Source organism: Streptomyces camelliae, assembly GCF_027625935.1.
Classification (GTDB): Bacteria; Actinomycetota; Actinomycetes; order Streptomycetales; family Streptomycetaceae; genus Streptomyces; species Streptomyces camelliae.
Genome location: NZ_CP115300.1, coordinates 3,342,303 through 3,368,911 on the forward strand (window position 1 = coordinate 3,342,303; position 26,609 = coordinate 3,368,911).

A 26,609-nucleotide genomic window follows, 5' to 3' on the forward strand; every position below is an offset into this window, starting at 1 on the left:
GCGCCGCATGGCGAAGTGGTACGTCACTTGCCAAGTCGGGCAGGACCGCCCCCGGGTTGCCGCCCGGCGCCAAGGGTGGCGCAGATCACAGCGAGCGCCATGCCGCCCAGCAGGAAGAGATAGGAGGCGCCTCCGGCGGCGAACAGGAAGTCGCCTTCGGGACGCGAGGTGGTGAGCAGGATGACGGCGATGATCCAGCCGGCCACCGGTGCCGCGGCCCCGCCCCGGCCGCCGGTGGCGTACGCCCCGCCGAGGAAGGTCCCGGCCGCGCCGGCGAAGCCGAGGAGCAGCCCGCCGGGGAACCAGGCGGCCTGCAGCAGGGTCCCGGCGAGGCCGACGACGGCCCCGAGGAGGAAGAGGCCGGCGTAGGCCGCCATCCGTGCGGCGGAGGGGCGTTGCAGCGGCTGGGCGAGCAGCGAGCCCGGCTGGTTGTTGCTCACGCCACCGCCTCCTCGACGCCCGCGAACAGGTCGGTCTCCCCCGCCTCGCCCGCACCGCGCACCAGCTCGTAGTACTCGGTGGTGAACAGCGGCTGGGCCAGGTCGTTGGAGAGCGCGAAGTACGGTTCGGCCACGGCGATCTGGGTGACGTGGGCGCGCATCGCGTCGGCCTTGGCGGCGGCGTACGCGGTGCCGTCGACGCTGGTGGTGACCCGCTCGTCGGCCACGACACCCGGTACGTCGGCCACGGAGGCGCTCTTGTCGAACGGCAGCGCGGGCAGCTCGTCCTGGAGGCGCTCGAAGGCGGCCTCGGCGACGGAGCGTGGGACGCGGTTCCAGTAGACCTTGGCGATGCGGTGACCGCGCTCCTCCGCCAGCTCGACGGCGCGCATGGCGACGCGGTGGGCCTGGATGTGGTCCGGGTGGCCGTAGCCGCCGTGGTCGTCGTACGTCACGAGGACCTGGGGGCGGACCTCCAGGATCACATCGGCGAGCTGCCCGGCGGCCTCGTCGACGTCGGCCTGCCAGAAGCAGCCGGGGTCCTCGTTGTCCGCAATGCCCATCATCCCGGAGTCGCCGTAGCGGCCCGCGCCGCCGAGCAGCCGGGCGTCGCTGACGCCGAGCGCGCGCACGGCATCGGCCAGCTCACCGCGCCGGTGCATACCCAGCGCGGCACCCGTCAGATGCCGCAGCTCGGGCGGAATGACCTCACCGCGCTCCCCGAGCGTGCACGTGACCAGCGTCACATGGGCACCCTCGGCCGCGTACCGGGCCATGGTCGCGCCGTTGTTGATCGACTCGTCGTCCGGGTGCGCGTGCACGAGGAGCAGACGCTTGGCGGGCATATCCGTCATGGGATCCACCCTACGAGGTCACCGCCCCGGGTACCCGGTAGCGGCCGTCCTCAGAACTTGATGCTGCCGATCATGCTCGCGACATTCGTCGTCAGCTGGCTGATCGTGGGTGCGATGGTCGAGGAGGCGAGATAGAAGCCGAGCAGGATGCAGACGACCGCGTGGCCGCCCTTCAGTCCTGACTTCTTGATCAGCAGGAAGACGATGATCGCCAGCAGCACCACCGCCGAAATCGAGAGTGCCACGGCGGCTCACCTCCAAAGATCGCCAGATCCGGATCACTTGCCCAAGTCCACGCAGACGCCAGCAGGTTCATACCCACACAGCGGTAGTGATCATAACTATCCGTACTCGCGCATCGCTCGGCGCACGGCCGCACAAGGGGGCGCATGGCCAATATGGTCAGGGTATGACGACCGAGGCTGACTCCTTCCCCCGACGGCACGCCCGGACACAGCGGTTCACGCTCGGCGCGCCGCGTTTTTTCACCGTGGCGCCCGACGGTTCGCGTGTCGCGTTCCTCCGCTCCGGCTCCGGCACCGACCGGGCCAACTCCCTGTGGGTCCTGGACCTTCCGGACGGCACCGAGCGCCCGGCCGCCGATCCGCGCACCCTGCTCGGCGGCGCCTCCGAGGAGCTCTCGGCCGAGGAGCGGGCACGCCGGGAGCGCAGCCGTGAGGGCGGTGCCGGGATCGTCGGCTACGCCACCGACGCGGCCGTGGAGTTGGCGTCTTTCGCCTTGTCAGGGCGGCTTTTCACGGCCGCGCTGCAGGACGGTACGACGCGTGAACTCCGGGTTCCGGGACCGGTGATCGACCCGCGTCCGTCGCCCGACGGCACGCACATCGCGTACGTCGCGCAGGGCGCGCTGCGGGTCGTGAGCGCCGGGGGAGAGCGGGATCGGGCGCTCGCCGAACCGGAGTCGGAGAAGGTCACCTACGGCCTGGCGGAGTTCGTCGCGGCCGAGGAGATGGGGCGTTCGCGGGGCTTCTGGTGGTCGCCGGACGGGCACCGGCTGCTGGTGGCGCGTGTGGACGACACGCCGGTGAAGCGGTGGTGGATCGCGGATCCGGCCCACCCGGAACGTGAGCCGGTCGACATCGCGTACCCCGCCGCCGGCACCCCGAACGCAGAGGTACGGCTGTTCGTGCTCGGTCTCGACGGGGAGCGCCAGGAGGTTGCCTGGGACCGGGCCCGCTATCCGTATCTGGCGCGTGTGCACTGGTCAGAGGCAGGTGCGCCGCTGCTTCTGGTGCAGGCGCGGGACCAGCGAAGTCAGCTGTTCCTGGCGGTGGATCCGGACACCGGGGCCACCCGGATGGTGCACGCCGACGAAGATCCGATTTGGCTGGAACTTTTCGCTGGGGTGCCCTGCTGGAGCCCGTCCGGGCACCTTGTCCGCATCGTGGACGAGGGCGGGGCCCGGGTGCTGGCGGTCGGCGAACGGCCGCTGACCAGCGGTCAGTTGCACATCCGGGCGGTGCTGGACGTGGGCGCGGGCGATGTACTGGTTTCCGCCTCCGCGGGCGAGGAGGCGGAGGCCGCCGAAATTGGCGAAGTTCATGTGTATCGGGTGAACGAACTGGGCGTGGAACGTGTGTCCCAGGAGCCCGGTGTGCACACGGCGGTACGGGCCGGGAGCGTGACCGTGCTCGTGTCGGCGACGCTCGGCCGGCCCGGCACCAGCACCCAGGTCCTGCGTGACGGGAAACCGGTGGCGACTGTCCGGTCATATGCCGAAGATCCCGGTTTCTCCCCTCGGGTGACCCTGGTCGAGGGGGGCGCACGCCGAATTCCGTGCGCGGTGCTTATGCCGCAGGACTACCCCGGGGACACTCCCCTGCCGGTGCTGCTGGACCCCTACGGCGGTCCGCACGGACAGCGGGTGACCGCCGGGCACAACGCCCATCTCACCTCGCAGTGGTTCGCCGACCAGGGCTTCGCCGTGATCGTCGCCGACGGCCGGGGCACCCCGGGACGCTCGCCGGCCTGGGAGAAGTCGATCCGGGACGAGATCGCGGCCACGGTGGTGGAGGACCAGGTGGCCGCGCTGCACGCGCTCGCCGAGGACTTCCCGCTGGACCTGGACCGGGTGGCGATCCGGGGCTGGTCCTTCGGCGGCTATCTGGCCGCACTGGCGGTGCTGCGCCGCCCGGACGTCTTCCACGCGGCCGTCGTCGGGGCCCCGGTCACGGACCTGCGCCTGTACGACACCCACTACCAGGAGCGCTACCTCGGCGACCCGGGCGAGCAGCCGGAGGTCTACCGCCGTAACTCCGTCGTGCACGACGAGGGCCTGGTCGACCCGGCCGAGCCGCACCGCCCGATGATGATCATCCATGGGCTGGCAGACGACAATGTGGTGGTCGCCCACTCCCTCCGGCTCTCCTCCGCCCTGCTGGCCGCAGGCCGCCCGCACGAGGTGCTGCCGCTGTCCGGGGTGACCCACATGACCCCGCAGGAGGCGGTCGCCGAGAATCTGCTGCGGCTGCAGCTGGACTTCCTCAAGCGGTCGCTGCGCCTCGCATAACCGCACAAACAGCCACCAACTTCGTTAACACGCAGGCAACTTCACGGAAGCCGTACCGATATACGGACGCGGGAGTCTGAACAGCGTACGGCCGTGCGGGTGCCGTAAGCGGGCCGGGATGCGCCATGTCATCCCGGCCCGCTGCCGTTCTCCCTGCCGGCACCGTCCGCCGGAACCACCCGCAGCTCCTCGGCGAAGTGGCAGGCCGAGTCGTGCGCGGCGGGACCGCCGGCGTCCCGGAAGACGGCGGGGACGGCGAGGGCCGGGACCTCCACGACGCACCGCTCCTGCGCCTTCCAGCAGCGGGTGCGGAAGCGGCAGCCGGAGGGGATGTTCGTCGGGGACGGCACGTCTCCGGTGAGGATGATCCGCTCGCGCCGGTCGCGGGCCGCGGGGTCGGGGACCGGGACCGCCGAGAGCAGCGCCTGGGTGTAGGGGTGCGTGGGGTGGTCGTAGATCTCCGTGTCCCGCCCGGTCTCCATGATCCGCCCGAGGTACATGACGCCGACCCGGTCGGAGATGTGCCGGACGATCGACAGGTCGTGCGCGATGAAGACGTAGGAGAGGTCGAACTCGGACTGGAGCCGGTCCAGCAGGTTGATCACCTGGGCCTGGACCGAGACGTCCAGCGCGGACACCGGCTCGTCGGCGACGATCACCTCCGGGCGCAGCGCCAGCCCCCGTGCGATGCCGATGCGCTGGCGCTGGCCGCCGGAGAACTGGTGGGGATAGCGGTTGACGTACTCCGGGTCGAGGCCGACGACGTCCAGCAGGTCCCGCACCGCGCGGCGCCGGTCGCCCTTCGGGGCCGCCTCGGGGTGGATGTCGTACGGCTCCCCGACGATGTCGCCGACCGTCATCCGGGGGTTGAGGGAGGTGTACGGGTCCTGGAAGACCATCTGGATGTTGCGGCGCACCGCCTTCAGGGCGCGGCCGGACAGCCGGGTGATGTCCTCGCCCTTGAACCGGATCCGTCCGGCCGTCGGACGCTCCAGGCTGCACAGCAGCTTGGCGATCGTGGACTTGCCGCACCCCGACTCGCCCACGATGCCGAGGGTCTCCCCCTTGCCGAGGGTGAAGTCGACGCCGTCGACGGCCTTCACGGCGCCGATCTGCTTCTTGAAGAGGATGCCCCGGGTGAGCGGGTAGTACTTGACGAGCCCGTCGGCCTCCAGGATCGGCTCACCGGCCATGCAGGCACTCCCTCCAGAAGTGGCAGGCGCTGCCGCGTACGTCGGACACCTCGTACAGCGGTGGTACGTCGGTGCGGCAGATGTCCTGGGCCATCGGGCAGCGGGGGTGGAAGGCGCAGCCGGGCGGGATGTGCGTCAGGTTCGGCGGCAGGCCCTTGATGGCGAACAGCTCCTGGCCCTTCTGGTCGAGGCGCGGGATGGAGTCCAGCAGGCACCGGGTGTAGGGGTGGGCGGGCGCCTTGTAGAGGTCGTGCACGGGTGCGGACTCCACGATCCGCCCGGCGTACATCACGGCGATCCGGTCGGCGACGTCCGCGACGACGCCGAGGTCGTGGGTGATGAGGATGAGCCCCATGCGGTACTCGCGCTGCAGGTCCGCGAGCAGGTCCATGACCTGGGCCTGCACGGTGACGTCCAGGGCGGTGGTGGGTTCGTCGGCGATGACGAGGGCCGGCTCCAGGGCCAGCGCCATGGCGATCATGATGCGCTGGCGCATGCCGCCGGAGAACTGGTGCGGGTAGTCCCGGACCCGCTGGGCCGCGCCCGGAATCCGCACGCGCTCCATCAGCTCGACGGCCCTGGCCCGCGCCTCCTTCTTCGACATCCCCCGGTGCACGACGAACATCTCGCCGAGCTGGTCGCCCACGGAGAGCACGGGGTTGAGGGCCGACAGGGCGTCCTGGAAGATCATGGCCATCCCGGCGCCCCGGATCTTCCGCCGCTCCTCCTCCTTCAGAGTCAGCAGATCCCGCCCCTGGAAGAGGACCTGTCCGCCGCTGATCCTCCCGGGCGGCATGTCGAGGATCCCCATGACAGCCTGCGCGGTCACCGACTTCCCCGACCCGGACTCCCCGAGCACGGCGAGGGTCTCCCCCGCGTCCACCTCGAAGCTCACCCCGTTGACCGCATGCGCGACTCCGTCCCGCGTCCGGAACTCCACCCGCAGATCCCGCACTTCGAGCAGCACGACACGATCACCTCAACCTCGGATCAAGGGCATCACGCACCGCGTCGCCCAGCATGATGAAGGCCAGCACGGTGACGGCGAGGGCGCCCGAGGGCCAGAGGAGGGCGCACCCACCCCACCCCGCCCGCCCCGCCGCAGAACACCCGCCCCGGCCGACGCCACTCCAAGCCGCACACGCCACACCCCGAACACCACCGCCCCTCACCTCAACCTCGGATCAAGGGCATCACGCACCGCGTCGCCCAGCATGATGAAGGCCAGCACGGTGACGGCGAGGGCGCCCGAGGGCCAGAGGAGGGCGTGGGGGGCGTTGCGGACGTAGGGGGAGGACGCGGAGATGTCGATGCCCCAGGAGACGCTGGGGGGCTTGAGGCCCACGCCGAGGTAGGACAGGGTCGCCTCCAGGGCGATGTAGGTGCCGAGCGCGATCGTGGCTACGACGATCACCGGGGCCACGGCGTTCGGGGCGATGTGCCGCAGCAGGATGCGGGTGTCGGAGGCGCCGAGGGCGCGGGCGGCCTGGACGTAGTCGTTCTGCTTGGCGGTGATGACCGAGCCGCGCGCGATGCGGGAGATCTGCGGCCAGCCGAGCAGCACCATGAACCCGATCACCGGCCAGACCGTGTTGCTGGTGACCACCGACAGCAGGACCAGGCCGCCCAGCACCACCGGGATCGCGAAGAAGATGTCGGTGAGCCGGGACAGGATCGCGTCCCAGGTCCCGCCGAAATAGCCCGCCAGGCCGCCCAGGACGGAGCCCAGCACCGCGACCCCCAGCGTGGCCAGGACGCCGACCGTGACGGACGTACGGGCGCCGTAGACGGTGCGGGTGTAGACGTTGCAGCCCTGGCCGTCGTACCCGAAGGGCGCGCCCGGTCCCGGGCCGTCCTGGGCCCTGGCCAGGTCGCACGTCAGGGGGCTGCCGGAGGCGATCGCCGAGGGCCACAGGGAGATGAAGACCAGGAAGAGGATCACCAGCCCCGACAGGAGAAAGACCGGGTTGCGGCGCAGGTCGCGCCAGGCGTCGGACCAGAGCGAGCGGGGCCTGCCCAGCGGGCCGCCGGGCGGCTGCTCCAGCGTCGTGGCCTCGCTCGCCGCGAGGTCCATCGCGCCGCCCATGCCGGTGCCGGCGATCGCGCGCTCGGGCTCGTACGGCGGCTGTTCAGGCATAGCGGATCCTCGGGTCCAGAACGGCGTACAGGAGGTCGACGAGGAGGTTGGCGACCAGGAAGACCAGGACGAGGACAGTCACGAAGCCGACGACCGTCTGGGTGTTCTGGCGCAGGATGCCCTGGTACAGCTGGTAGCCGACGCCATGGATGTTGAAGATGCGCTCGGTGACGATCGCCCCGCCCATCAGCGCGCCGATGTCCGTGCCGATGAACGTGACCACGGGGATCAGGGAGTTGCGCAGCAGGTGGCGTACGACGACCCGGCGCCTGGGCAGGCCCTTGGCGATGGCCGTGCGGACGTAGTCGGAGCGCTTGTTCTCGGCGATCGAGGTGCGGGTGAGCCGGGTGACGTAGGCCAGGGAGACGGAGGCCAGCACCAGGCCGGGCACGAGCAGCTCGCCGAAGGCGGCGTCCGGGGACACCGACGGTCTGATCCAGGACCATTCCACGCCGAGCAGCAGTTGCAGCAGCAGACCGGTGACGAAGGTGGGCACGGAGATGACCACCAGCGTGCCGAGGAGGACGCCGGTGTCGACGGGGCGGCCGCGCCGCAGGCCCGTCACCACGCCCAGCGCGATCCCGATGACGATCTCGAAGAGGATGGCCACGACGGTCAGCCGCACGGTGACGGGGAACGCCGACGCCATCAGCTCGGTGACCTTCTGCCCGTTGAACGCCGTACCGAAGTCGCCGGTGAAGACGTTGCCCATGTAGGTCGCGTACTGCTGCCAGATCGGCTTGTCCAAGCCGAACTCCCGCTTGAGCTGGGCGGCCGTCGCCGGATCGCACCCCCGCTCGCCGCACAGGCCCGCGACGGGATCGCCCATCACGTTGACCATCAGGAAGATCAGCATCGTCGACCCCACGAACACCGGGATCATCTGCAGCAGCCGCCTGACGACATAGCGCCCCATGGCGGTCAGCCGACCTTGATCTCGTTGTAGACCGGCACGCTGAAGGGGTCGAGCGCCACATGGGAGAGCCGGGCGGAGTAGCCGGCGCTGCCGTTCTGGTACCAGAGCGGGATGGCCGCCATGTTGTCGCGGACGACCTCCTCGGCCTGCTGGAAGAGCGCCACGGCCCTGGCCTGGTCGGTCTCGGCGTTGGCCTGGTCCACGCGGCGGTCGAACTCCTTGTTCGACCACTTGCCGTCGTTGGAGGAGGCGCCCGTGTAGTACAGGGGCTGCAGGAAGTCCTGGATCAACGGGTAGTCCATCTGCCAGCCGGCCCGGAAGGGACCGGTCTTCTTGTGCTGCCCGAGCTGGTTGCGGAAGTCGGCGAAGGTGCCGATGGGATTGCCGACGCAGGCCCTGTCGTTGCCGAGGGCGTTGTTGATGGAGTGGCACACGGCGTCCACCCATTGCCGGTGCGAGCCCGTGTCCGCGTTGTAGGTGATCGTCAGCCGGCCGCCGGGGATCCCGCCGCCCTCCTCGATGAGCTTCCTGGCCCCCACGGGGTCGTACGCGCAGGCGTGGCCGCACAGCCCCGCCTTGTAGCCGCCGGCCGTGCCGAGGACCGGCGAGGTCCAGTCGGTGGCCGGGGTGCGGGTGCGGCGGAAGATGGTCCGGGTGATCTGCTCGCGGTTGATCGCCATGGACAGGCCCGTGCGGACCTTCCGTGCCCCGTCGGTGTTCCACCTCGGGTCGTAGTAGGGGAAGGCCAGGGTCTGCAGGATGCCGGCCGGGGTGTTGATGTACCGGCCGTTCAGGTCTGTGCGGACGTTCTTGAGCTGGGTGGCGGGTACGTCGTCGACCAGGTCGAGGTTGCCGGCCAGCACGTCGGTGTACGCGGTGTTGCTGTCGGTGTAGACGAGGAGGGTGACGCCGACGTTCCGGGCCCGATCGGGGCCGGGGTAGGCGTCCCACTTCTTCAGGGCCATGGCGGAGCCCTTGGTGTACGACTCGATCTCGTAGGGCCCGTTGCCGACCGGCTTGCTCAGCCAGGCCGCGTGGTCGGTGAAGAAGGCGCGCGGGAGCGGGGCGAAGGCGGCGTAGCCGAGGGTGTCGGGGAAGCTGGAGAACTTCTGGCTGAGGCGGACGGTGAAGGTCCGCGGTCCGGTGACCCTCAGCCCGGACAGGGTGTCGGCGGTCTGGGGGCCGCTGTCGGGGTGGACCTTGTCGTAGCCCTCGATGTAACCGAAGAAGTACGCGTTCTTCTGGTTGTTGCGCAGGGACGCCCCGTAGTTCCAGGCGTCCACGAAGGACCGGGCGGTGACCGGTTCGCCGTTGCTGAACTTCCAGCCATTCTTGAGCGTGATCGTGAAGTTCCGCGAGTCGGGGGTGTCGATGCGCTCGGCGAGCATGTTCTCGGCCTTGCCGGTCCTCGGGTCGTACTTCTTCAGGCCCCGGAAGACCATGTCGAGGACCTTGCCGCCCTGGACCTCGTTGGTGTTGGCGGGCTCCAGGGGGTTCTGCGGGTCACCCCAGGAGGAGGTCAGCACCCCGGCGCCGCCGTACCCGCTGCCGCCCCCGCAGCCGGCGGCCAGCAGCCCCGCGGCGATCGCGCAGACGGCCCCTGCGGTGCGCCCTCCGGCGTGCGTGAACCCCCGCATGCGGCCCTCCCTCCGTGATCGCCGACCCGATACCGGTCACTATCGGGCTATACGACACATACCGCATGCACGCCGCCGGATTGAGCGGCCTTTAGGGGGACACGTCATCCGAATGCAGGGCAGCCGGTGACGGGCGCTCAGACGATCTTCCGGGGACCCCGCAACACATCTCCGCGTAACGATGCCGAAACGTTGGATTGCGACGTGCCGATGTACGCATTTCGACACACCACCGTCCGCATATCGAACCCATTGACCCATTCGCCCGGTTAGTCCGATGTGAAGCACGGATCGATTACAACGCACTACCCGCGTAGCTACGGAATGGTCAAGGCAGAGTAAAGAAGGTAAATAGACAACCAAGTCGGCCGAGAATTTATTGACCTTGAATGAATTGCGTTGAAAAAGTCCGGCGTAGCCCGTAGGGGAGTGCCCTGCGGAGTCATCAGACCCTCCCTTGGGCCAGGAGCATCATGACCCCCCCAACTCCATCTGCGGCTGCCCCGCTTGAGGTGACCGACGAGTCCGCCGAGAAGACGACCTCTTCTGACGGTTCGAAGGGCTCCGAGAGCAGGACCCCGGGACAGCTGGCATGGCGTCGCTTCAAGCGCGACCGCGTCGGCGTGATCTCGGCGATCATCGTGATCGCCTTCTTCGTGGTCGGCCTTGCCGCGCCACTCATAGCCAAGCTGTACGGGAAGAACCCGTACACGACGTACGGCATCAACACGCCCGGCCTGCTGGGCGACAACGGCCTGCCCGCGAAGGCGAACGGCGGCATCAGCAGCGACTTCTGGTTCGGCATCGACCCGCAGCTCGGCCGTGACGTCTTCACCTTCCTGCTCTACGCGATCCGCAACTCGCTGCTGATCTCCACCGGGATCACGGTCCTGGTCATGGTCGTCGGTGTCGTGATCGGCATCACGTCCGGCTACATCGGGGGCAAGACGGACTGGTTCCTCGGCCGGGTCATGGACATCCTGCTCGCCTTCCCGCAGCAGTTGTTCTTCGTGGCCTTCACGCCCGTGGTCATCTCCCTGTTCGTGGCACCCACCGAGAACACGCCGACCTGGCTCGTTGTGGTCAGCGTGATCTCCCTGCTCACCATCTTCGGCTGGGCCTCCATCGCCCGACTGCTGCGCGGTCAGGTACTCGCCCTGCGCGAGCGGGAGTTCGTCGAGGCGGCGAAGGTCACGGGCGCGTCTCCGGCTCGCATCATCTTCAAGGAGCTGCTGCCGAACCTCTGGACGCCCATCCTCATCCAGGGGACCCTGCTGCTGCCCACGATGGTCACCACGGAGGCGGGTCTGGCCTTCCTCGGCGTCGGTGTTCAGGACCCGACCCCCGACTGGGGCGTCATGATCGGGTACGCCACCAACTTCTACCAGGACGACATCACCTTCCTGTGCTTCCCCGGTATCACGATGGTGATGTTCGTGCTGGCCTTCAACCTCCTCGGTGACTCGGTGCGCGACGCGCTCGACCCGAAGACCAACCGCTGACCCCGGACCTGTTCAGGACCACGGCGACGACGCCGGGGGCCGACTTCTCTCATCAACTCACTTCAAGGCAGGATGCGATGTCCTTCTCGCGCAGAAACTTCCTGATAGCCACTGGCGTTGCCGCGGCCTCCACCACCGTCCTGTCGGCGTGCAGCAGCGGCAACTCCAGCAGCTCCGGCGACACCGGCAAGCAGGGAGCGGCCAAGGCCCAGACGGCCACGGTCAAGATCGGCACGGCGGAGGACTCGAAGGGCCCGGCTCCGGAGGTCTCCGGCGCCAAGAAGGGCGGCAAGGTCTACCTGCTGAACGACGACGACTTCTCGCACCTCGACCCGCAGCGCGTCTACTACGCCTGGAACTCGCTGGCCGCGATCGTCCTCTCCCGCACCCTGACCGGCTACAAGGTCAACGACGACGGCTCCATGACCCTGGTCGGCGACCTCGCCACCGACGTCGGCACCATGAAGGACGGCGGCAAGACCTGGACCTTCACGCTGAAGGACGGGATCAAGTGGGAGGACGGCTCCGACGTCACCGTCGACGACGCCCGCCACGGCATCGAGCGTGCCTTCGCCAGCTTCATCACCGAGGGCGCCACCTACGTCCCGAACTGGCTGACGGGCACCCAGGACTACCGCAAGACCTACCCCGGTCCCTACGGCGGCAAGCACCTGAAGTCGATCGAGACCACCGGCAAGACCATCACCTTCCACCTCTCCGAGGCGCGTCCGGACTTCAACTACGTCCTCGCGATGCACTCCTACGCGCCGACCCCGGTGAAGGGTGACACCAAGCAGAACTACGACAAGAAGCCGGTCTCCAACGGCCCGTACAAGATCCAGTCGCACGTCACCGACAAGTCGATGGTGCTGGTCCGCAACGAGCACTGGGACCCGAGCACGGACCCGATCCGCAACGCCTACCCGGACGAGTTCGACTTCACCTTCGGCATCCAGGCGGACACCGCCGCCGACCGCATCATCGCCGACACCGGCAACGACCAGTACGCGGTCTCCTGGCGCACGGTTCCGCAGGCGAAGGTCCCGCAGGCCACCGCGAAGGCCAAGGACCGTCTGTTCGAGGGCCTGAGCAGCGGCACCAGCGTGTACTGGATCAACCAGAAGACGGTCCCGGACATGCAGGTCCGCGAGGCCATCATCCGTGCCTTCCCGACCGCCGCCATCCGCTCGCTGCAGGGCGGCGAGCACCGCGGTGACTACGCGACCGGCATCATGAGCCCGCTCGTCGCCGGCTACAAGTCGCAGGACGTCTGGGGCAAGCTGAAGAACCCGGCGGGTGACCCGGCCGCCGCGAAGGCGATCCTGCAGAAGGCCGGCAAGCTCGGCACCAAGATTGTCTACGCGTACCAGGACGACCCGACCCAGGCCAAGATCAAGGTCGTCGTCCAGAACGCCCTGACGGCGGCCGGCTTCACCGTCGTCACCAAGGCCGTCGACTCCACCACCTGGTACGACCAGACCGGCAAGGTCGACAGCGGCTTCGACATCTTCTGGGGCGGCTGGAGCGCCGACTGGCCGACCGGTTACTCGGTCTTCCAGCCGCTGTTCGAGGGCGACCAGATCCGCGACGAGGGCACCAACTACTGCCACCTGAAGAACGCCGACGTCGACGCCGCCATCAAGGCCGCCACGGCGGAGGTCGACCAGAACAAGGCCAACGAGATGTGGGCCGCGCTGGACAAGCAGGTGACCGAGCTGGGCACCTTCATCCCGGACGTGTACATGAAGCGCCTGTACATCCACGGCTCCAAGCTCGGCAACCTGAAGATGGACCCGAACTTCGACGGCTGCATGCTCTACAAGATGTACGTCAAGGCCTGATCCATCCCTGAGAGGTGGGGCGGCGATCGGCCGCCCCACCCTCGGCTCGTCCACCGGGTCCCCGGTCACCCCGGCCCGGCCCGCTCCGCACGACGGCCCTCCCAGGAAAGCCAACCCCCATGCTTCGCTTCCTCGTCCGCCGATTCCTCGGCGCCGTGATCACGCTGCTGATCATCAGCGCGGTCACCTTCTTGCTCTTCTACGCGGTGCCACGTGACCCGGCCCGGATCGCCTGCGGCAAGGTCTGCACGCCGGAGACGCTGAACGTCATCCGGCACAACATGGGGATCTCGGACCCGCTGCCGGTCCAGTACTGGCACTGGCTGAAGGGCATCTTCGCCGGCCGCGACTACCCCGGCTTCGGCAGCTGCGCCGCCCCGTGCCTGGGCTACTCGTTCGTCAACCGTGAGCCGGTCTGGGCCACGGTGTGGGACCGGTTCCCGACGACGGCCTCCCTGGCCATCGGCTCCTCGGTCGTCTTCCTCATCTTCGGCATCGGTATGGGCATGCTCGCCGCGGTGAAGCAGGGCAAGTCCACCGACAAGATCGCCAGCTCCGCCTCGCTGGTCGCCTCGTCGATGCAGATCTACTTCGTCGGCCCCGTCGCCCTGTACCTGCTCGTGTACCAGGCGCACATCTTCGACCAGCCCACGTACACCTCGTTCAGCAGCAACCCGGGTGCCTGGTTCACCGGTCTGATCGTGCCCTGGCTGGTGCTGGCGCTGATCTGGACCGCCAACTACACCCGTATGACCCGCTCGCAGCTGGTGGAGACGCTGAGCGAGGACTACGTCCGTACGGCCCGCGCCAAGGGCCTGTCCCGGCGCAACGTCTTCTTCCGCTTCGCCTGGCGCGGCGCGATGGGCCCGATCGTCACCATCTTCGGTATCGACATGGGCGTGCTGCTCGGCGGCGCGATGATCACCGAGAAGACCTTCAGCCTCCAGGGCCTGGGCATGCTGGCGGTGAAGTCGGTGCAGACCAACGACCTGCCCATGCTGCTCGGCGTCATGATCGTCACCGCCGCGTTCGTGATCGTCGCCAACATCGTCGTCGACGCCGTGTACGCCATGATCGACCCGCGGATCCGGCTCGCCTGACCCCGCCTGCCCCTACCAGCTACCCCGCATCACCCCCCTCTGGAGCGTCCCCGTGACGAGCACCGATTCGCAGCCCTTCCTGTCCGTCAAGGATCTGAAGGTGCACTTCTCGACCGAGGACGGCGTCGTCAAGGCCGTCGACGGCCTGTCCTTCGACCTCGAACGCGGCAAGACGCTGGGCATCGTGGGCGAGTCGGGGTCCGGCAAGTCGGTCACCAACCTGACCATCCTGGGCCTGCACAACCCCGACAGCACCACGGTCGAGGGCTCCATCGAGCTGGACGGCGAGGAGCTGAACGGCGCCTCCGAGAAGACGCTGGAGAAGCTCCGCGGCAACAAGATGGCGATGATCTTCCAGGACGCCCTGGCCTCGCTGTCGCCGTACCACACCATCGGCACGCAGATCGGCGAGGTGTACCGCAAGCACACCGGTGCCTCCAAGAAGGAGGCCCGGGCGCGGGCGATCGAGATGCTGAAGCGCGTCGGCATCCCGCAGCCGGACCAGCGGGTCGACAACTACCCGCACGAGTTCTCCGGCGGTATGCGCCAGCGCGCGATGATCGCGATGGCGCTGGTCTGCGACCCGAAGCTGCTGATCGCCGACGAGCCGACCACCGCGCTCGACGTGACGGTCCAGGCGCAGATCATGGACCTGCTCAAGGACCTCCAGAAGGAGTTCGGCACCTCGATCATCTTCATCACCCACGACCTGGGTGTGATCGCGGACATCGCCGACGACGTGCTGGTGATGTACGGCGGCCGGTGCGTCGAGCGCGGCCCGAAGGAGGAGGTGCTGCGCACCCCGCAGCACCCGTACACCTGGGGTCTGCTGGGCTCCATGCCGAGCCTGGAGGGCCCGGTGGACGTGCCGCTGAACCCGATCCCGGGTTCGCCGCCCTCCCTGCTGAACCCGCCGTCCGGCTGCCGCTTCCACCCGCGCTGTGCCTTCGCCGACCAGGTCGCGGACGGCAAGTGCGCCAAGGAGCGCCCGCCGCTGGAGATCGTGGACGGTCGCGGCAAGGCCTGCCATCTGACGGACGAGCAGCGCCGCGAGTTCTTCGCCGACACGGCCGCCCAGGCCCACTGACGTAAAGAGACGGGATTTTCACCACCATGAGCAGCACCACTCCCCTCCTGGACGTCTCCGGGCTGACCAAGCACTTCCCGATCAAGGGCGGCTTCCCGATCCGCCGTACGGTCGGTCACGTCCAGGCCGTCGACGGGCTCGACTTCCAGGTGTCCGAGGGCGAGAGCCTCGGCCTGGTCGGCGAGTCCGGCTGCGGCAAGTCGACCACCGGCCGGCTGATCACCCGCCTGCTGGAGCCCACGGCCGGCACCGTCAAGTACCGCGGCCAGGACATCACCCACGCCGACCGCAAGGGCCTCGCCCCGATCCGGTCCGAGATCCAGATGATCTTCCAGGACCCGTACGCGTCCCTGAACCCGCGGCACACCGTCGGCAAGATCATCTCCGGCCCGATGGAGATCAACGGCATCAACCCGGCCGGCGGCCGCGAGAAGCGCGTCCGTGAGCTGCTGGAGATCGTCGGCCTCAACCCGGAGCATTTCAACCGCTTCCCGCACGAGTTCTCCGGCGGCCAGCGCCAGCGCATCGGCGTGGCCCGCGCGCTCGCCCTGGAGCCGAAGCTGATCGTGGCGGACGAGCCGGTCTCCGCGCTGGACGTGTCGATCCAGGCGCAGGTCGTGAACCTGCTCCAGAAGGTCCAGAACGAGCTGGGCATCGCCTTCGTCTTCATCGCCCACGACCTCGCCATCGTCCGCCACTTCTCGCAGCGCGTCGCCGTCATGTACCTCGGCAAGATCGTCGAGATCGCCGACCGCGAGGACCTGTACGGCAACCCGCGCCACCCCTACACCCGGGCCCTGCTCTCCGCGGTGCCCGAGGCCACGGTGGACGCGGAGCCGCGCGAGCGCATCCGCCTCGCCGGTGACGTCCCCTCGCCCATCAACCCGCCCTCCGGCTGCCGCTTCCGCACCCGCTGCTGGAAGGCGACGGAGAAGTGCGCGACCGAGGCGCCGCCGCTGGTCCAGGCCGAGGGCAACAAGCCGGGCCACCTGACGGCCTGCCACTACCCGGAGACCCAGGAGACGATCCCGGCGCCCCGTACCTCGTCGGACGCCCTGTCCAAGGACCCGGAGGCGGCGGCCTGACGCCCCCCTATTCCGTCGGCCGTCCCCTCGCGGAACGGATGTCACCGGCCCATTGACCCGAGCCCCTGAACGTCCGGTTCCCGGAAACGAAGGCCCGCGCCTCCCCCCAAGGCGCGGGCCTTCGCCGTGCACCGGTCCACTCGCTCACTCCTCTGCGAACAGCTCCGCCGCGTCCGTGGCGTGTACGGCTCGCTTCGCCCAGGTCTCAAGCTGATCGAGGTCCGTGCAGGCGCTGACGCGCTCGCGGACAGAGTCGGGGACCGTGATGCCGCGCCATTCCAGGATGCGGAGGATCATCTCGGCCTTGGCTTCGGCGCGCCCCTGTTCCCGGCCCTGTTCCCGGCCCTGTTCCCGGCCCTGTTCTCGCCCTTCCTCGCGTACTTGCTCGGCGAGCGGGTGGCGCCAGAAGTACTGGATCGCGGTCATGAGCTCCCTCCACATCTGCTTCGCCTGGGGGTCGGCCAGGCATGAGTCGACGAACTGCACCTCTCCTTTCGTACGACGTCGTGATCAACGAGCTAGGCGGCCACAAGTTCGCACCACACGAACTTGCCCTTGTTGCCGAACCGTGCCGCAGGCTGCCACCCCCAGTACTCCGCGCACGCCATGACCAGCCCCAGCCCCCGTCCCTCCTCCAGCCCCGCCACACAGCGCACGCGGCGGGTCGGGCGGTACCGGGTCGGTGTCCCAGGCGCCGATCCACACCATGCCTTCCGGGGAGCGGCGGACCCTGAGTGCGGCGGGCCCCTTGGTGTGCCGTACGGCGTTCGACACCAGCTCTGTGGCGAGGAGTTCGGCGGTGTCCAGGAGTCCGGTCAGGTCGTGCAGGGTCAGGATCAGGCGCAGGGTGCGGCGGGCGACGGTGACCGCTCTCAGGTCGTTGGGGATGTAGAGGGTGTAGTCCCAGGTTTCGGGCATGCGTCATCAACTCCGGTGAGGTGAAGGGGTTTTTGGGCGCAGGGTGGCAACGCCGCATACGCGGTGCACTTCCGCTGCGTGTGCGGTACGTCACCGACGGTATTTCCTAAACTTAGGAAGACGCAAGCCGTTGCCGTATTCTGGGCCACGAACGAGCTACACCCACAGGTGAGTTGAGACAGGGGATAAGGGTTGCCGCCGAAGAGGCATCTCACGGCCCGCAGGGTGCGACTGGGCACCGAACTGCGCAGACTGCGCGAGGCGACGGGCATGAAGGCGCGCGAAGCGGCGGAGTTGCTCGGAGCCGACTCTGTCCAGATGAGTCAGATCGAGTCCGGTGTCGCCGGCGTGAGCGCCGAACGCGTACGACGCCTGGCCGCCCACTACGCCTGTACGGACGAGGCGTTGATCGACGCTCTCGCGGCCATGGCGACCGATCGGACCCGTGGCTGGTGGGAGGAGTACCGGGAGCAGCTGCCCGCGCGGTTCATGGATCTGCCCGAGTTGGAACACCACGCCCGCTTCCGCTGGGACGTGGAGTTCCTTCATGTCCCCGGTCTCCTTCAGACCGCGGATTACGCCCGGCGCCTCTTCTCGTACGTGAATCCGGAGTTTCCGCAGAGCGATGTCGAGCAGCGGGTAGATCACCGGATGAGGCGCAGGGTCATCATCGAGCGCCCAGACCCGGTCCCGTACGAGGCGGTGATCCACGAGGGGGCACTGCGCATCAGAGTCGGCGACAGATCCACGGCACGGGCCCAGCTCACCCGGATCCTGGAAATCTCCGAGGCCGAACACGTCACCGTACGCATCATCCCCTTCGACCTGGACGGCTTCGGCGGGGCAGGAAGTGCGATGGTGTACGCGGGCGGCCCAGTCCCCGAGCTGGACACCGTCGTCCGTGACGGTCCCGGCGGGCCGGTCTACATCGATACCGAAGCCCAGCTCAACCGATATCGGACCCGATTCCGTAGGGTGGAGGCAGCGTCACTCGCCCCGGACCGTTCGCGGGACTTCATCCACCGACTGTCGAAGGAGCTGTGAGCATGCTGACCCCCAACACCTGGCGAAAGTCCTCCTACTCCGGTGGTGACGAGGGCGACGCCTGCGTCGAGGTTGCACGCCTCGAAAGCTGGAAGAAGTCGTCCTTCTCCGGCGGAGGCGACGGCAACACCTGCGTCGAAGTCGCCACCCTCGACCCCCACATAGCCATCCGAGACTCCAAAGCCCCAACCCTCGGCACCCTCACCTTCCCCCCCACCGCCTTCACTCCGTTCATCGAGTCTTTGAAGTTCGACGGCTCGGCCAGGAGTTGAGAGAGTCTCAAGAACTCCACCGGAAACTGACGCACCGTTCAACACCGTGTGTCAGACTGCCGCGGTGGTAGATCATGTGTTTACCGATCTCACGCTCGCCGCGCTCTACGACCGCCTCAATCCCTGGGGACGGGGTGACGACTTCTACCTCGGTCTGGTGCGGGAGGCCCGCTCGGTGCTGGACATCGGGTGCGGCACCGGGCAGGTGCTGCGGCGGGCACGGGCCGAGGGGCACCGGGGCCGGCTGACGGGGCTCGATCCGGCCCCCGCCATGCTCGTACAGGCGCGGCGGGCCCGGCCGGACGTCGAGTGGGTGCTCGGGGACATGCGCACCCGGTTGTGGCACGGGGAGTTCGACCTCGCCGTCATGACCGGCCACGCCTTCCAGGAGCTGGTCGGGGACGAGGAGATCCGGCACTGTCTGCGCGGGGTTCGGGCGGCCCTCGGCGACGGCGGGCGGTTCGTGTTCGAGACCCGCAACCCGGCCGCCCGCGCCTGGGAGCGGTGGACCCCGGACCGGGTGCACGAGATCACCGCCGAGGACGGGACATCGGTGCGGGTGTGGCACGAGGTCCAGGGCGACGGGCTCTGCGGGGGGCGGGTGCGGTTCACGGAGACCTACGACGGCGACCGCTGGGCGGCCCCGCAGGTGTGCCCCAGCGTGCTGCGGTTCCTGGACCGGGAGCCCCTGGAGGGCTTTCTGACCGAGGCCGGGCTGACGGTCGTAGCGCAGTACGGCGATTGGGGGCGGGGGCCAGTCACCCCCGCCAGTCCCGAGATCATCACCGTGGCCCGGCCCGCCTAAGGGCTGTCGCGTAAGCGATCTTGATGTGGGATGGTCTCGGGCCGTGGCTGGTGTGATCACGGCGTCGGAGCCGTCTTGGATAGCCCCGTTCACCGGGCTGAGTCCGCGCATCTTCGGCAAGTTGGTGAATCAGTTGCGCCGCGAGGGCGCCGGGGCGCCGGGCCGTGGTCGGCCCTGGAGGCTTCCGCTTCAGGACCGGGTGCTGCTGGTGATCGCGTACTGGCGGACCAACCTGACGCTGCGGCAACTGGCACCGCTGTTCGGGGTGTCGAAGTCCGCCGCGGACCGGGTCATCGGCCACCTCGGACCGAAACTCGCGCTCTCACCGTGGCATCGCTTCCGCAAGGATGCCGTGCTGATCGTGGACGGCACCCTCGTGCCGACGCGCGATCACTCCGTGGCCGAGCAGTCGAAGAACTATCGGTATTCGACGAACCATCAGGTAGTCATCGACGCCGACAGCCGACTGGTGGTCGTGGTCGGCCGCCCACTGCCGGGCAACCGTAACGACTGCCGGGCCCGGGCTGAGTCCGGCGCGAAGGGCGCCGTCCGCAAGACCGTGACGATCGCCGACGGCGGCTACCGCGGAACGGGACTGGTCATCCCCCACCGCTGTAGCACGGGCGAGGAACTCCCCGGCTGGAAGCAGGCGCACAACAAGAGCCACAAACAAGTCCGGGCCCGCGTCGAGCACGTCTTCGCCCGCATGAAGACCTGGAAGATCTTGCGCGACTGCAGGCTCCACGGTGACGGCGTCCACCACGCGACGCGCGGCATCGCCCGCCTGCACAACCTCAACCTCGCCGGATAGGCGAATCGGCCGCCCCGTGGCCGCCGCCATGAGCTGCTGATGAACGAGTCGGCCCACGCCGGTCCCGAGGTCACTTCATCTGCCTGCGGGCCTCCTTCACTTCGCGGTCAATGGCCCAGGCGTCGGCGACCGGCCCGAGGTGGCCGAGCTTGTCGGGATTGATCACTGAGCGAATGGTCTGGATCTGCCCGTCGAGCACCTCGATAGCCAGGATGTGGACCACCTTGCCGTCCCGGTCGCGAAAGATCGCGCCGGGCTGCCCGTTGATCTCGTGCGCCTCGAACGTGACGTCGATCCGAGCCATCAGGGGGAAGACGGAGGCGAGCAGCCGGGCCACGTTCTCGGTGCCGCTGACGGCCTTGGCGAGCTGCGGGGCCTTGCCGCCGCCGTCCCCAACCAGCTGGACGTCGGCGGCCAGCAGATTCCGCAGCCCGCCCACGTCACCATCTTTCAGCGCGTCGAAGAACCGCGTCGCCAGCTCCTGCCGCTCCTGACGGTCCGCTTCGAAACGTGGCCGCCCGGCCTGCATGTGCCGCCGTGCCCGTACCAGCAGCTGTCGGCACGCCGCCTCCGACCGCCCCACCGCCGCGGCGACCTCGTCGAACCCGAAGCCGAACACCTCACGCAGGACGAACACCGACCGCTCCAGCGGGCTGAGCCGCTCCAGGAGCAGCAGCGCCGCCATCGACACCGAGTCGGCCAGCTCCGCCGAACGCGCCGGATCCTGATATGGATCACTGAGCAGCGGCTCGGGGAACCACGGGCCCACGTACTCCTCCCGCCTCACCCGCGCAGAGCGCAGCACGTCGATCGAGATCCGCGTCACCGTGGCCGACAGAAACGCCTTGACCGACGCGACCTGGGTCGCCGAGCCGTCGAAGCGCAGCCACGTCTCCTGCACCGCGTCCTCGGCCTCACCCACGCTGCCCAGAATCCGGTAGGCGATCGAAAACAGCAGCGGGCGCAGCTCCTCGAACTCCTCAACCTTGTTCACGACGAAACCCCTCCCCGTACACCTTCCCACCCGACCGCACTCGCCAGCGCAGACATCTTCTGTGATCACCCGGACCACCGGTGGTCACGCTAACGCCGCCGAGCCCGGGCCCGGAGCCCGCAGCCGGACCCCGAGCCAGTCGCTGATGCCATTCAGTGGAATTGTCCGGGCTCGTAGTTACCGGCCGGCTGCTGGGTGATGATGTTCAGCCGGTTCACCGCATTCATGAAGGAGACCAGGACCACCAGGGCGGTGAGCTGTTCCTCGTCGTAGTGCTTGGCGGCGTACGCCCACACCTCGTCACTGACGCCCCTGGCCGCATCCGCGACCCGGGTCCCTTCCTCCGCCAGTTCCAGCGCGGCACGCTCGGCCTCGGTGAAGACCGTGGCCTCCCGCCACGCCGCGACCAGGTTCAGCCGCACCGAGGTCTCGCCGGCAGCGGCGGCCTCCTTGGTGTGCATGTCGATGCAGGCGGCGCAGCCGTTGATCTGGCTCACGCGCAGCGCCACCAGCTCCTGCGTCGCGGCCTGCAGCGGCGAGTCCTTGAGCGCCTTGCCCGCCGACATGAAGTACTTCAGGGCCTTGCCGGCAGTCGGGCTGGCGAAGTAGTTCAGTCGCGCGTCCATGGTGTGCTCCTCTGTGGTCGTCAGTGGCTACACCTCCTGAGACGAGGTGGCCCGACACCCTGTGACACGGACGAATGTGACCCGCGTCTCCCCGCCGTCGGCGCCCGTCGGGTGGCGAAGGTCCCGCCGTCCACGGAGCTTCCAGGGCTCGACCACGGCCGACGCGCAGACATCCGAACGGTGCAGCTGAGCCCTTGGGTTGTGGCTGAAGTGGGCACATCGAGATTACTTATGGCACATCACTTGGTGACGGTGCCGAGAGCTTGTCCAGCCGGAGAGAGACCTGTTGTCTCAGGGCCGCACCAGTATTCGTGTGACCCCGGCGACCAGCGTCGTGGCTAGTGTCCAGCCACTGATGATGAGCGCATAGGTCAGCACCTGACTGGACCCGCTCGGATTCCACGCGCCCGATTGACCGAGGCTCACTACCGGCACCAACAGGTCGAGCGTGTAGGCGACCGGGTTGAAATGCGGGCCGCCCGTGCCCAGCGGTGCGGGGTGGTGGGAGGCGAAGTAGACCGATCCGGCGGCGAGCAGGCCCAACAACCACAGCCCGGCCAACCACGGCCGATACCCGTACCCGACCGTTGCGTCCTGGAGAAGGCCCCATGCTTTCGCCGGCACGCCCGCTGCCTCACGTCGCCGCCGCTGCTGGGCCAGCAGCACCCGCCGCGACTCGCCGTCACGCCCCACCGCGCGGTAGCGCGCGGCCAGCTGCTCGTAAGGCTGAGGCTGATACGCGTCACGAGCCAGCCACGGCAGTCGCCTCCCGGCCGTCGGCAACGGCATCAGTTCGTCATAGACGAAGCCGTCCAGGCGCAGCTTGTCGGGCCAGGACGCGGCGTCGTCCTCGAACGTCGTAGTCCGTGCCCGCCGCAAGTCCAAGCTGTGCGCGGTGAATCCCTCATTGCAGAACATCGCCCCTTCGACGCGCGCGCCGGAGGCGTCGAGCGTGCCCAGTCGCGCACCGCTCAGTGTCAGCGGCCCGATGACACGGGCCGAGTTGAGCCGGACCGCGCCCGAAGTCGTGACGCCCGAAAGGTTGACCCCGCCCTCGACCGAGATGTGGTCTGCGCGCAGCGCCGTTTGGCCGTGGTCGTCCACCAGGTCGGCGTCGGGCAGCATGAGTCCGCCCTTGATCGTGGCGTCGCTGAGGTCGACGCCGCCGGTGACGGTGAACCGGTTCTTCGCTCGGGTGTTGCCACGGCGGGCGAACATGCCGGTGTCGACGCGCAGCCCCTGCGCCAGCAGGGCAGGCGTGGGTGGGCGGTTGGGCTCCTCGTGGGTGATCCGGGCGCCGTCCAGATGCAGGTATCCGCCGATGCGCGCGCCGGGGAGCCGGAACTGTCCGTCGAGGACGACGTCGTGGCAGTACATCGCGGTGTCGACGACGAGCAGGTCGCCGTTGATGGCGGTGCGCGGCGGCGTCCAGTCGGCGTCAGGGTCCGGTGGTTCGGGCGGGGGCGCGGTGATCGTGGTCCCGCTGATTTCGATCTCGAAGACGCGTGCCGCGTAGAGGCTGAGCCGGCCGAGGCGGCAGCCCTCCATCTGGAATTCGCCGCGGATCTCGGCGCGGTTGGCTTCCAATACGGTGAGGTAGCAGCCGCGCAGGCGCACGCTGCGCGTCTCGGCTTCGGCGAGGTCCAGGCCGTCGTCGAAGCAGCAGTGCTCGAAGTCGAGTGCGTAGGGGACTTGCGTGTGGGCGAGCGTGAGTCGCCCGACGACACGAGCGCCGGCCAGTTTGACCCCCGCGCCGCCGTTCGCATCGGGCCCGCTGCCAGTCAGCAGCGCCGCGATCACCTCGGCGCGAATGTCGCGGGTGCGCGGCCACGACGTCGCTTGGCCGGGGCCGTCGTCGGGTCGGGAGCGCAGGTCGACCAGGGCGCCGGTGGGAAAAGCGTGCCAGAGCCGCTCCTCGGTGGCCGTCAGGGTGCTGATCTGGAAGCCGCTCACGGCATTCGAGCATCGCTGGACAGGGTCGGCAGCGCAAGGGGATTGCCTGCGCGACGGACGATCGCGGCGGGCGAGTTTCCGACGACGGCGTTTCGCGACGTCATGGCGGTAGCAGGTGGAAGGTCAGGCCGGTCTCCGCGACGAAGCCGTCGAGGACGACGGGCCGGTACTGAAGGCGCTTGAGTCGGTTGCGGTTCAGCGTCTCCAGCGCATCGACGGTGAGCGCGGCCAGTTGGCCAGGCTGCGTTTGACGTGGGACCACACGCCCTCGACCGGGTTCAGGCTTGACCTGCGACTTCGTACTGAGCTCGCACCGCTGCCCAGCGGGCCCCGGCTTGCCGGCGCCGCCGTCCCGCCGCGCTCGAAGTCAGCCCTCCACCGGTATACCGACCGCACCGTCACCCGCAGGCGCTTGGCGATCTCCGAAGGCGTGACGTCCTCGACGAACATCGCGGCAGCCTGCATCCGCAATGCCTCACAGTGTGCCCGCCCCGCGGCGTCACCGCCCGCCGCCTCGCGCATATCTCACATCAACTGCATAGCGCCTCAGGGCCGTTCGTCAGCACGGTGAACCTCGGCGAGACGACATCAAAGCGCCGTCGTCAGCAGTCAGTTGGACCCTCGTCATGCAAGACGATGTACCAGTCCAGGCCCCGCCCGAGAAGGCGGAACCCACAGATTGATCACGACTCGATACGCGCCCTGGTCAGTCGGCATCCTCCTCCAACGCCGCCAGCGCCGGGTCCAGGACGATGTCCTCCTCGCGTTCGACGGTCGGGTCCTCCGGGAAGTGGCAGGCCGTCAGATGGCCCTCGTGGTTTCCGGAGAGCCGGACCAGCGGGGGTTCCTCGGTCGCGCACTTGTCCTGTGCCTTCCAGCAGCGGGTGCGGAAGCGGCAGCCGGACGGCGGGTTGATCGGGGACGGGACGTCACCGGCCAGCCGGATGCGCTCACGCGCGGTGCCCTCCTCCTCCGTGAGGTTCACCTCGGGTACGGCGGACAGCAGGGCGTGGGTGTAGGGGTGGCGCGGGCGGGCGTAGATGGACTGGCGGTCGCCGACCTCGATGATCTTGCCCAGGTACATGACGGCGACGCGCTGCGAGAAGTGCCGGACGATCGCCAGGTCGTGCGCGATGAAGACGAACGCGATGCCCAACTCGTTCTGCACCTGCTGGAGCAGGTTCACGACCTGCGCCTGGATCGACACGTCCAGGGCCGAGACCGGCTCGTCCGCCACGATCAGCTTCGGCTCCAGCGCCAACGCCCTCGCCACGCCGATGCGTTGCCGCTGGCCGCCGGAGAACTCGTGCGGGAAGCGGTTGAAATGCTCCGGATTCAGGCCGACGATCTCCAGCAGCTCACGGACCCGCTTCTCCCGGCCACCCTCCGGTTCGATCCCGTTGATCTCCATCGGGCCCGAGACGATCTTGCCGACCGTCTGCCGCGGGTTCAGCGACGAGTACGGGTCCTGGAAGATCATCTGGATCTCGGAGCGGATCGGCGCCAATTCCCTGCGCGTCGCGTGGCTGATGTCCCGGCCCCGGTACGTGATCGAGCCGGACGTCGGCTCCAGCAACCGCGTGATCAGCCGGCCCGTGGTCGACTTGCCGCAGCCCGACTCGCCGACCAGCCCGAAGCTCTCGCCCGCGTGCACGGTCAGGTCGATGCCGTCCACGGCCTGGACCTGGCCGACGGTCCGGCGGATCGGGAAACCGCCCTTGACCGGGAAATGCTTGGTCAGTGCCGAGACCTGAAGCAGCGGCTCCCGGTCCGCGCCGGTGTTCTCCTCGCGCGGGGCCGGAAGGACCTGTTCCTCTGTCATGCCGGTGACCTCCTATGACCTAGCCCAGTCGGGGCTTGATCTCCTCGATGAAGATGGTCCGCTTCTGCTCACCACTCAAGTGACAGGCCGACGCCCGGTCGGGGGCGAGGAGCGGACGCTCGCGTACGCAGCGGCCGGCGGCCGCCACCCGGTCCTGGAACGTGCAGCGGGGGTGGAAGCGGCAGCCGGACGGCGGGGTGAGCAGCGAGGGCGGCGTGCCGGGGATCGGGGACAGCCGGGCGCCGAGGTCGGAGTCCAGGCGCGGCATCGAGTGCAGCAGGCCCCAGGTGTACGGGTGCTGGGGCGCGCGCAGCACCTCGCCGGTGGTGCCCCGCTCCACCGCGCCGCCCGCGTACATCACCATGATGTCGTCGGCCATGTCGGCGATCACCCCCAGGTCGTGGGTGATGAAGATGATGCCGGATCCGAACTCCTGTTGCAGGTCCTTGAGCAGATCGAGAATCTGCGCCTGCACGGTCACGTCGAGGGCGGTCGTCGGCTCGTCGGCGATGAGCAGGTCGGGGTCGCAGACCAGCGCCATGGCGATCATCGCGCGCTGGCGCATTCCGCCGGAGAACTGGTGCGGATAGTCCTTCGCCCGCTCCCTGGGGTTCGGGATGCCGACCTTGCCGAGCATCTCCACGGCCCGGTCCCACGCCGCCTTCTTCGAGGCACCGGTGTGCTTCATGTACGGCTCGGCGATCTGCCGGCCGACGGTGTAGTACGGGGAGAGCGCGGTGAGCGGGTCCTGGAAGATCATGGCGACCTTGTTGCCGCGCAGCTTCTCCAGCTCGGCCTCGCGGGCGGTGGTCAGCTCCCGTCCGTCCAGCAGGATCTCGCCCTCGATCGTGGTGAACATGGGGTTGTGCAGGCCGAGGATGGTCAGGTTGGTCACGGACTTGCCCGAGCCGGACTCCCCCACGATGCCGAGCGTCCTGCCCCGCTCCAGGTCGAAGGAGAGCCCGTCCACGGCCCGTACGACGCCGTCCTCGGTCCGGAAGCTGACGTGCAGGTCCCGCACGGACAGGAGAGGGATGCTCAT

General features: G+C 68.7%; 23 protein-coding genes and 5 pseudogenes. 10 read left to right on the forward strand and 18 right to left on the reverse strand.

The features are described 5' to 3' along the window. Window positions 1-23 precede the first annotated feature (23 nt). From O1G22_RS15035 to O1G22_RS15045, 3 genes are read right to left on the reverse strand one after another with little or no spacing between them, the layout of a single operon-like run. Entirely contained in the window at window positions 24-440 is a 417-nt protein-coding gene (locus O1G22_RS15035; RefSeq protein ID WP_270081816.1) for a DUF6113 family protein, read from the reverse strand. Next, on the reverse strand, window positions 437-1,294 hold the full coding sequence (mshB, locus tag O1G22_RS15040) for an N-acetyl-1-D-myo-inositol-2-amino-2-deoxy-alpha-D-glucopyranoside deacetylase (RefSeq protein WP_270081817.1): 858 nt from the start codon (window positions 1,292-1,294) through the stop codon (window positions 437-439). Before mshB ends, O1G22_RS15035 begins: the two co-directional genes overlap by 4 nt. Before the next feature lie 50 nt (window positions 1,295-1,344). Continuing rightward, complete coding sequence (locus O1G22_RS15045; protein WP_270081818.1) at window positions 1,345-1,539, reverse strand: hypothetical protein; 195 nt, start codon at window positions 1,537-1,539, stop codon at window positions 1,345-1,347. A 164-nt stretch (window positions 1,540-1,703) separates the two neighbouring features. Between O1G22_RS15045 and O1G22_RS15050 the strand changes: the two genes are divergently transcribed. Continuing rightward, window positions 1,704-3,824: a S9 family peptidase gene (locus O1G22_RS15050; protein ID WP_270081819.1), complete on the forward strand. Its 2,121-nt coding sequence runs from the start codon at window positions 1,704-1,706 to the stop codon at window positions 3,822-3,824. Between the two features lie 128 nt (window positions 3,825-3,952). Here the strand turns inward: O1G22_RS15050 and O1G22_RS15055 are convergent, their stop codons facing one another. The 6 genes and pseudogenes from O1G22_RS15055 to O1G22_RS15080 form a co-directional block, all read right to left on the reverse strand. Then, window positions 3,953-5,017 (reverse strand): ABC transporter ATP-binding protein, encoded by a 1,065-nt coding sequence (locus O1G22_RS15055; RefSeq protein WP_270081820.1) that lies wholly within the window; start codon window positions 5,015-5,017, stop codon window positions 3,953-3,955. Next, complete coding sequence (locus O1G22_RS15060) at window positions 5,007-5,984, reverse strand: ABC transporter ATP-binding protein (RefSeq protein WP_270081821.1); 978 nt, start codon at window positions 5,982-5,984, stop codon at window positions 5,007-5,009. The genes O1G22_RS15055 and O1G22_RS15060 overlap by 11 nt, the downstream gene beginning before the upstream one ends. A gap of 7 nt (window positions 5,985-5,991) precedes the next feature. Next, window positions 5,992-6,090, reverse strand: a pseudogene (locus O1G22_RS15065) (ABC transporter permease); the annotation flags it as partial. 95 nt (window positions 6,091-6,185) lie between these two features. Next, window positions 6,186-7,154 carry an ABC transporter permease gene (locus O1G22_RS15070; RefSeq protein ID WP_270081822.1) on the reverse strand — a complete coding sequence of 323 codons (969 nt, stop codon included), beginning with the start codon at window positions 7,152-7,154 and terminating at the stop codon, window positions 6,186-6,188. Then, window positions 7,147-8,070: an ABC transporter permease gene (locus O1G22_RS15075; protein ID WP_270081823.1), complete on the reverse strand. Its 924-nt coding sequence runs from the start codon at window positions 8,068-8,070 to the stop codon at window positions 7,147-7,149. The genes O1G22_RS15070 and O1G22_RS15075 overlap by 8 nt, the downstream gene beginning before the upstream one ends. A 5-nt stretch (window positions 8,071-8,075) precedes the next feature. Then, window positions 8,076-9,707 carry a peptide ABC transporter substrate-binding protein gene (locus tag O1G22_RS15080; RefSeq protein ID WP_270081824.1) on the reverse strand — a complete coding sequence of 544 codons (1,632 nt, stop codon included), beginning with the start codon at window positions 9,705-9,707 and terminating at the stop codon, window positions 8,076-8,078. 512 nt (window positions 9,708-10,219) lie between these two features. On the opposite strand from O1G22_RS15080, the gene O1G22_RS15085 reads away from it, so the two are divergent. The 5 genes from O1G22_RS15085 (at window position 10,220) to O1G22_RS15105 (ending at window position 16,322) form a co-directional block, all read left to right on the forward strand. Beyond that, the gene (locus O1G22_RS15085) at window positions 10,220-11,209 is read left to right on the forward strand and encodes an ABC transporter permease (RefSeq protein ID WP_270081825.1); all 990 of its coding nucleotides are present in this window, start codon (window positions 10,220-10,222) and stop codon (window positions 11,207-11,209) included. Between the two features lie 77 nt (window positions 11,210-11,286). Then, a complete protein-coding gene (locus O1G22_RS15090; protein WP_270081826.1) occupies window positions 11,287-13,050 on the forward strand; it encodes an ABC transporter substrate-binding protein in 1,764 nt (587 codons plus the stop codon). 119 nt (window positions 13,051-13,169) lie between these two features. Beyond that, the gene (locus O1G22_RS15095) at window positions 13,170-14,150 is read left to right on the forward strand and encodes an ABC transporter permease (RefSeq protein WP_270081827.1); all 981 of its coding nucleotides are present in this window, start codon (window positions 13,170-13,172) and stop codon (window positions 14,148-14,150) included. Window positions 14,151-14,202: 52 nt separating this feature from the next. Further along, window positions 14,203-15,237 carry an ABC transporter ATP-binding protein gene (locus O1G22_RS15100; protein ID WP_270081828.1) on the forward strand — a complete coding sequence of 345 codons (1,035 nt, stop codon included), beginning with the start codon at window positions 14,203-14,205 and terminating at the stop codon, window positions 15,235-15,237. A 26-nt stretch (window positions 15,238-15,263) separates the two neighbouring features. Then, window positions 15,264-16,322, forward strand: coding sequence for an ABC transporter ATP-binding protein (locus O1G22_RS15105; protein WP_270081829.1), 1,059 nt, complete (start codon window positions 15,264-15,266; stop codon window positions 16,320-16,322). Between the two features lie 144 nt (window positions 16,323-16,466). On the opposite strand, the pseudogene O1G22_RS15110 reads toward O1G22_RS15105, so the two are convergent. Both O1G22_RS15110 and O1G22_RS15115 read right to left on the reverse strand, forming a co-directional pair. Then, window positions 16,467-16,808, reverse strand: a pseudogene (locus tag O1G22_RS15110) (hypothetical protein); the annotation flags it as partial. A 32-nt stretch (window positions 16,809-16,840) separates the two neighbouring features. Continuing rightward, a pseudogene (locus O1G22_RS15115) lies at window positions 16,841-17,240 on the reverse strand (ATP-binding protein). Between the two features lie 225 nt (window positions 17,241-17,465). On the opposite strand from O1G22_RS15115, the gene O1G22_RS15120 reads away from it, so the two are divergent. The 4 genes from O1G22_RS15120 to O1G22_RS15135 all read left to right on the forward strand — a co-directional run bounded on the left by O1G22_RS15120 (window position 17,466) and on the right by O1G22_RS15135 (window position 20,172). Continuing rightward, window positions 17,466-18,284, forward strand: a complete 819-nt coding sequence (locus O1G22_RS15120) for a helix-turn-helix domain-containing protein (protein ID WP_428986363.1) — start codon at window positions 17,466-17,468, stop codon at window positions 18,282-18,284. Window positions 18,285-18,286: 2 nt separating this feature from the next. After that, on the forward strand, window positions 18,287-18,556 hold the full coding sequence (locus O1G22_RS15125) for a DUF397 domain-containing protein (RefSeq protein ID WP_270081831.1): 270 nt from the start codon (window positions 18,287-18,289) through the stop codon (window positions 18,554-18,556). A 64-nt stretch (window positions 18,557-18,620) separates the two neighbouring features. Further along, window positions 18,621-19,361, forward strand: coding sequence for a class I SAM-dependent methyltransferase (locus tag O1G22_RS15130; RefSeq protein ID WP_428986364.1), 741 nt, complete (start codon window positions 18,621-18,623; stop codon window positions 19,359-19,361). A 43-nt stretch (window positions 19,362-19,404) separates the two neighbouring features. Continuing rightward, the gene (locus O1G22_RS15135; protein WP_270081833.1) at window positions 19,405-20,172 is read left to right on the forward strand and encodes a transposase; all 768 of its coding nucleotides are present in this window, start codon (window positions 19,405-19,407) and stop codon (window positions 20,170-20,172) included. Between the two features lie 70 nt (window positions 20,173-20,242). Here the strand turns inward: O1G22_RS15135 and O1G22_RS15140 are convergent, their stop codons facing one another. From O1G22_RS15140 to O1G22_RS15165, 7 genes and pseudogenes are all read right to left on the reverse strand, one after another. Continuing rightward, on the reverse strand, window positions 20,243-21,166 hold the full coding sequence (locus O1G22_RS15140) for an RNA polymerase sigma-70 factor (protein WP_270086422.1): 924 nt from the start codon (window positions 21,164-21,166) through the stop codon (window positions 20,243-20,245). A 152-nt stretch (window positions 21,167-21,318) separates the two neighbouring features. After that, window positions 21,319-21,792, reverse strand: coding sequence for a carboxymuconolactone decarboxylase family protein (locus O1G22_RS15145; protein WP_270081834.1), 474 nt, complete (start codon window positions 21,790-21,792; stop codon window positions 21,319-21,321). Between the two features lie 291 nt (window positions 21,793-22,083). After that, window positions 22,084-23,745 (reverse strand): hypothetical protein, encoded by a 1,662-nt coding sequence (locus O1G22_RS15150; RefSeq protein WP_270081835.1) that lies wholly within the window; start codon window positions 23,743-23,745, stop codon window positions 22,084-22,086. Window positions 23,746-23,845: 100 nt separating this feature from the next. Further along, window positions 23,846-24,027 (reverse strand): annotated as a pseudogene (locus tag O1G22_RS15155) (IS630 family transposase); the annotation flags it as partial. Between the two features lies 1 nt (window position 24,028). Next, a pseudogene (locus O1G22_RS44870) lies at window positions 24,029-24,274 on the reverse strand (helix-turn-helix domain-containing protein); the annotation flags it as partial. 177 nt (window positions 24,275-24,451) lie between these two features. Continuing rightward, the gene (locus O1G22_RS15160) at window positions 24,452-25,567 is read right to left on the reverse strand and encodes an ABC transporter ATP-binding protein (RefSeq protein ID WP_270081836.1); all 1,116 of its coding nucleotides are present in this window, start codon (window positions 25,565-25,567) and stop codon (window positions 24,452-24,454) included. A gap of 19 nt (window positions 25,568-25,586) precedes the next feature. Further along, window positions 25,587-26,609, reverse strand: a complete 1,023-nt coding sequence (locus tag O1G22_RS15165) for an ABC transporter ATP-binding protein (RefSeq protein WP_270081837.1) — start codon at window positions 26,607-26,609, stop codon at window positions 25,587-25,589.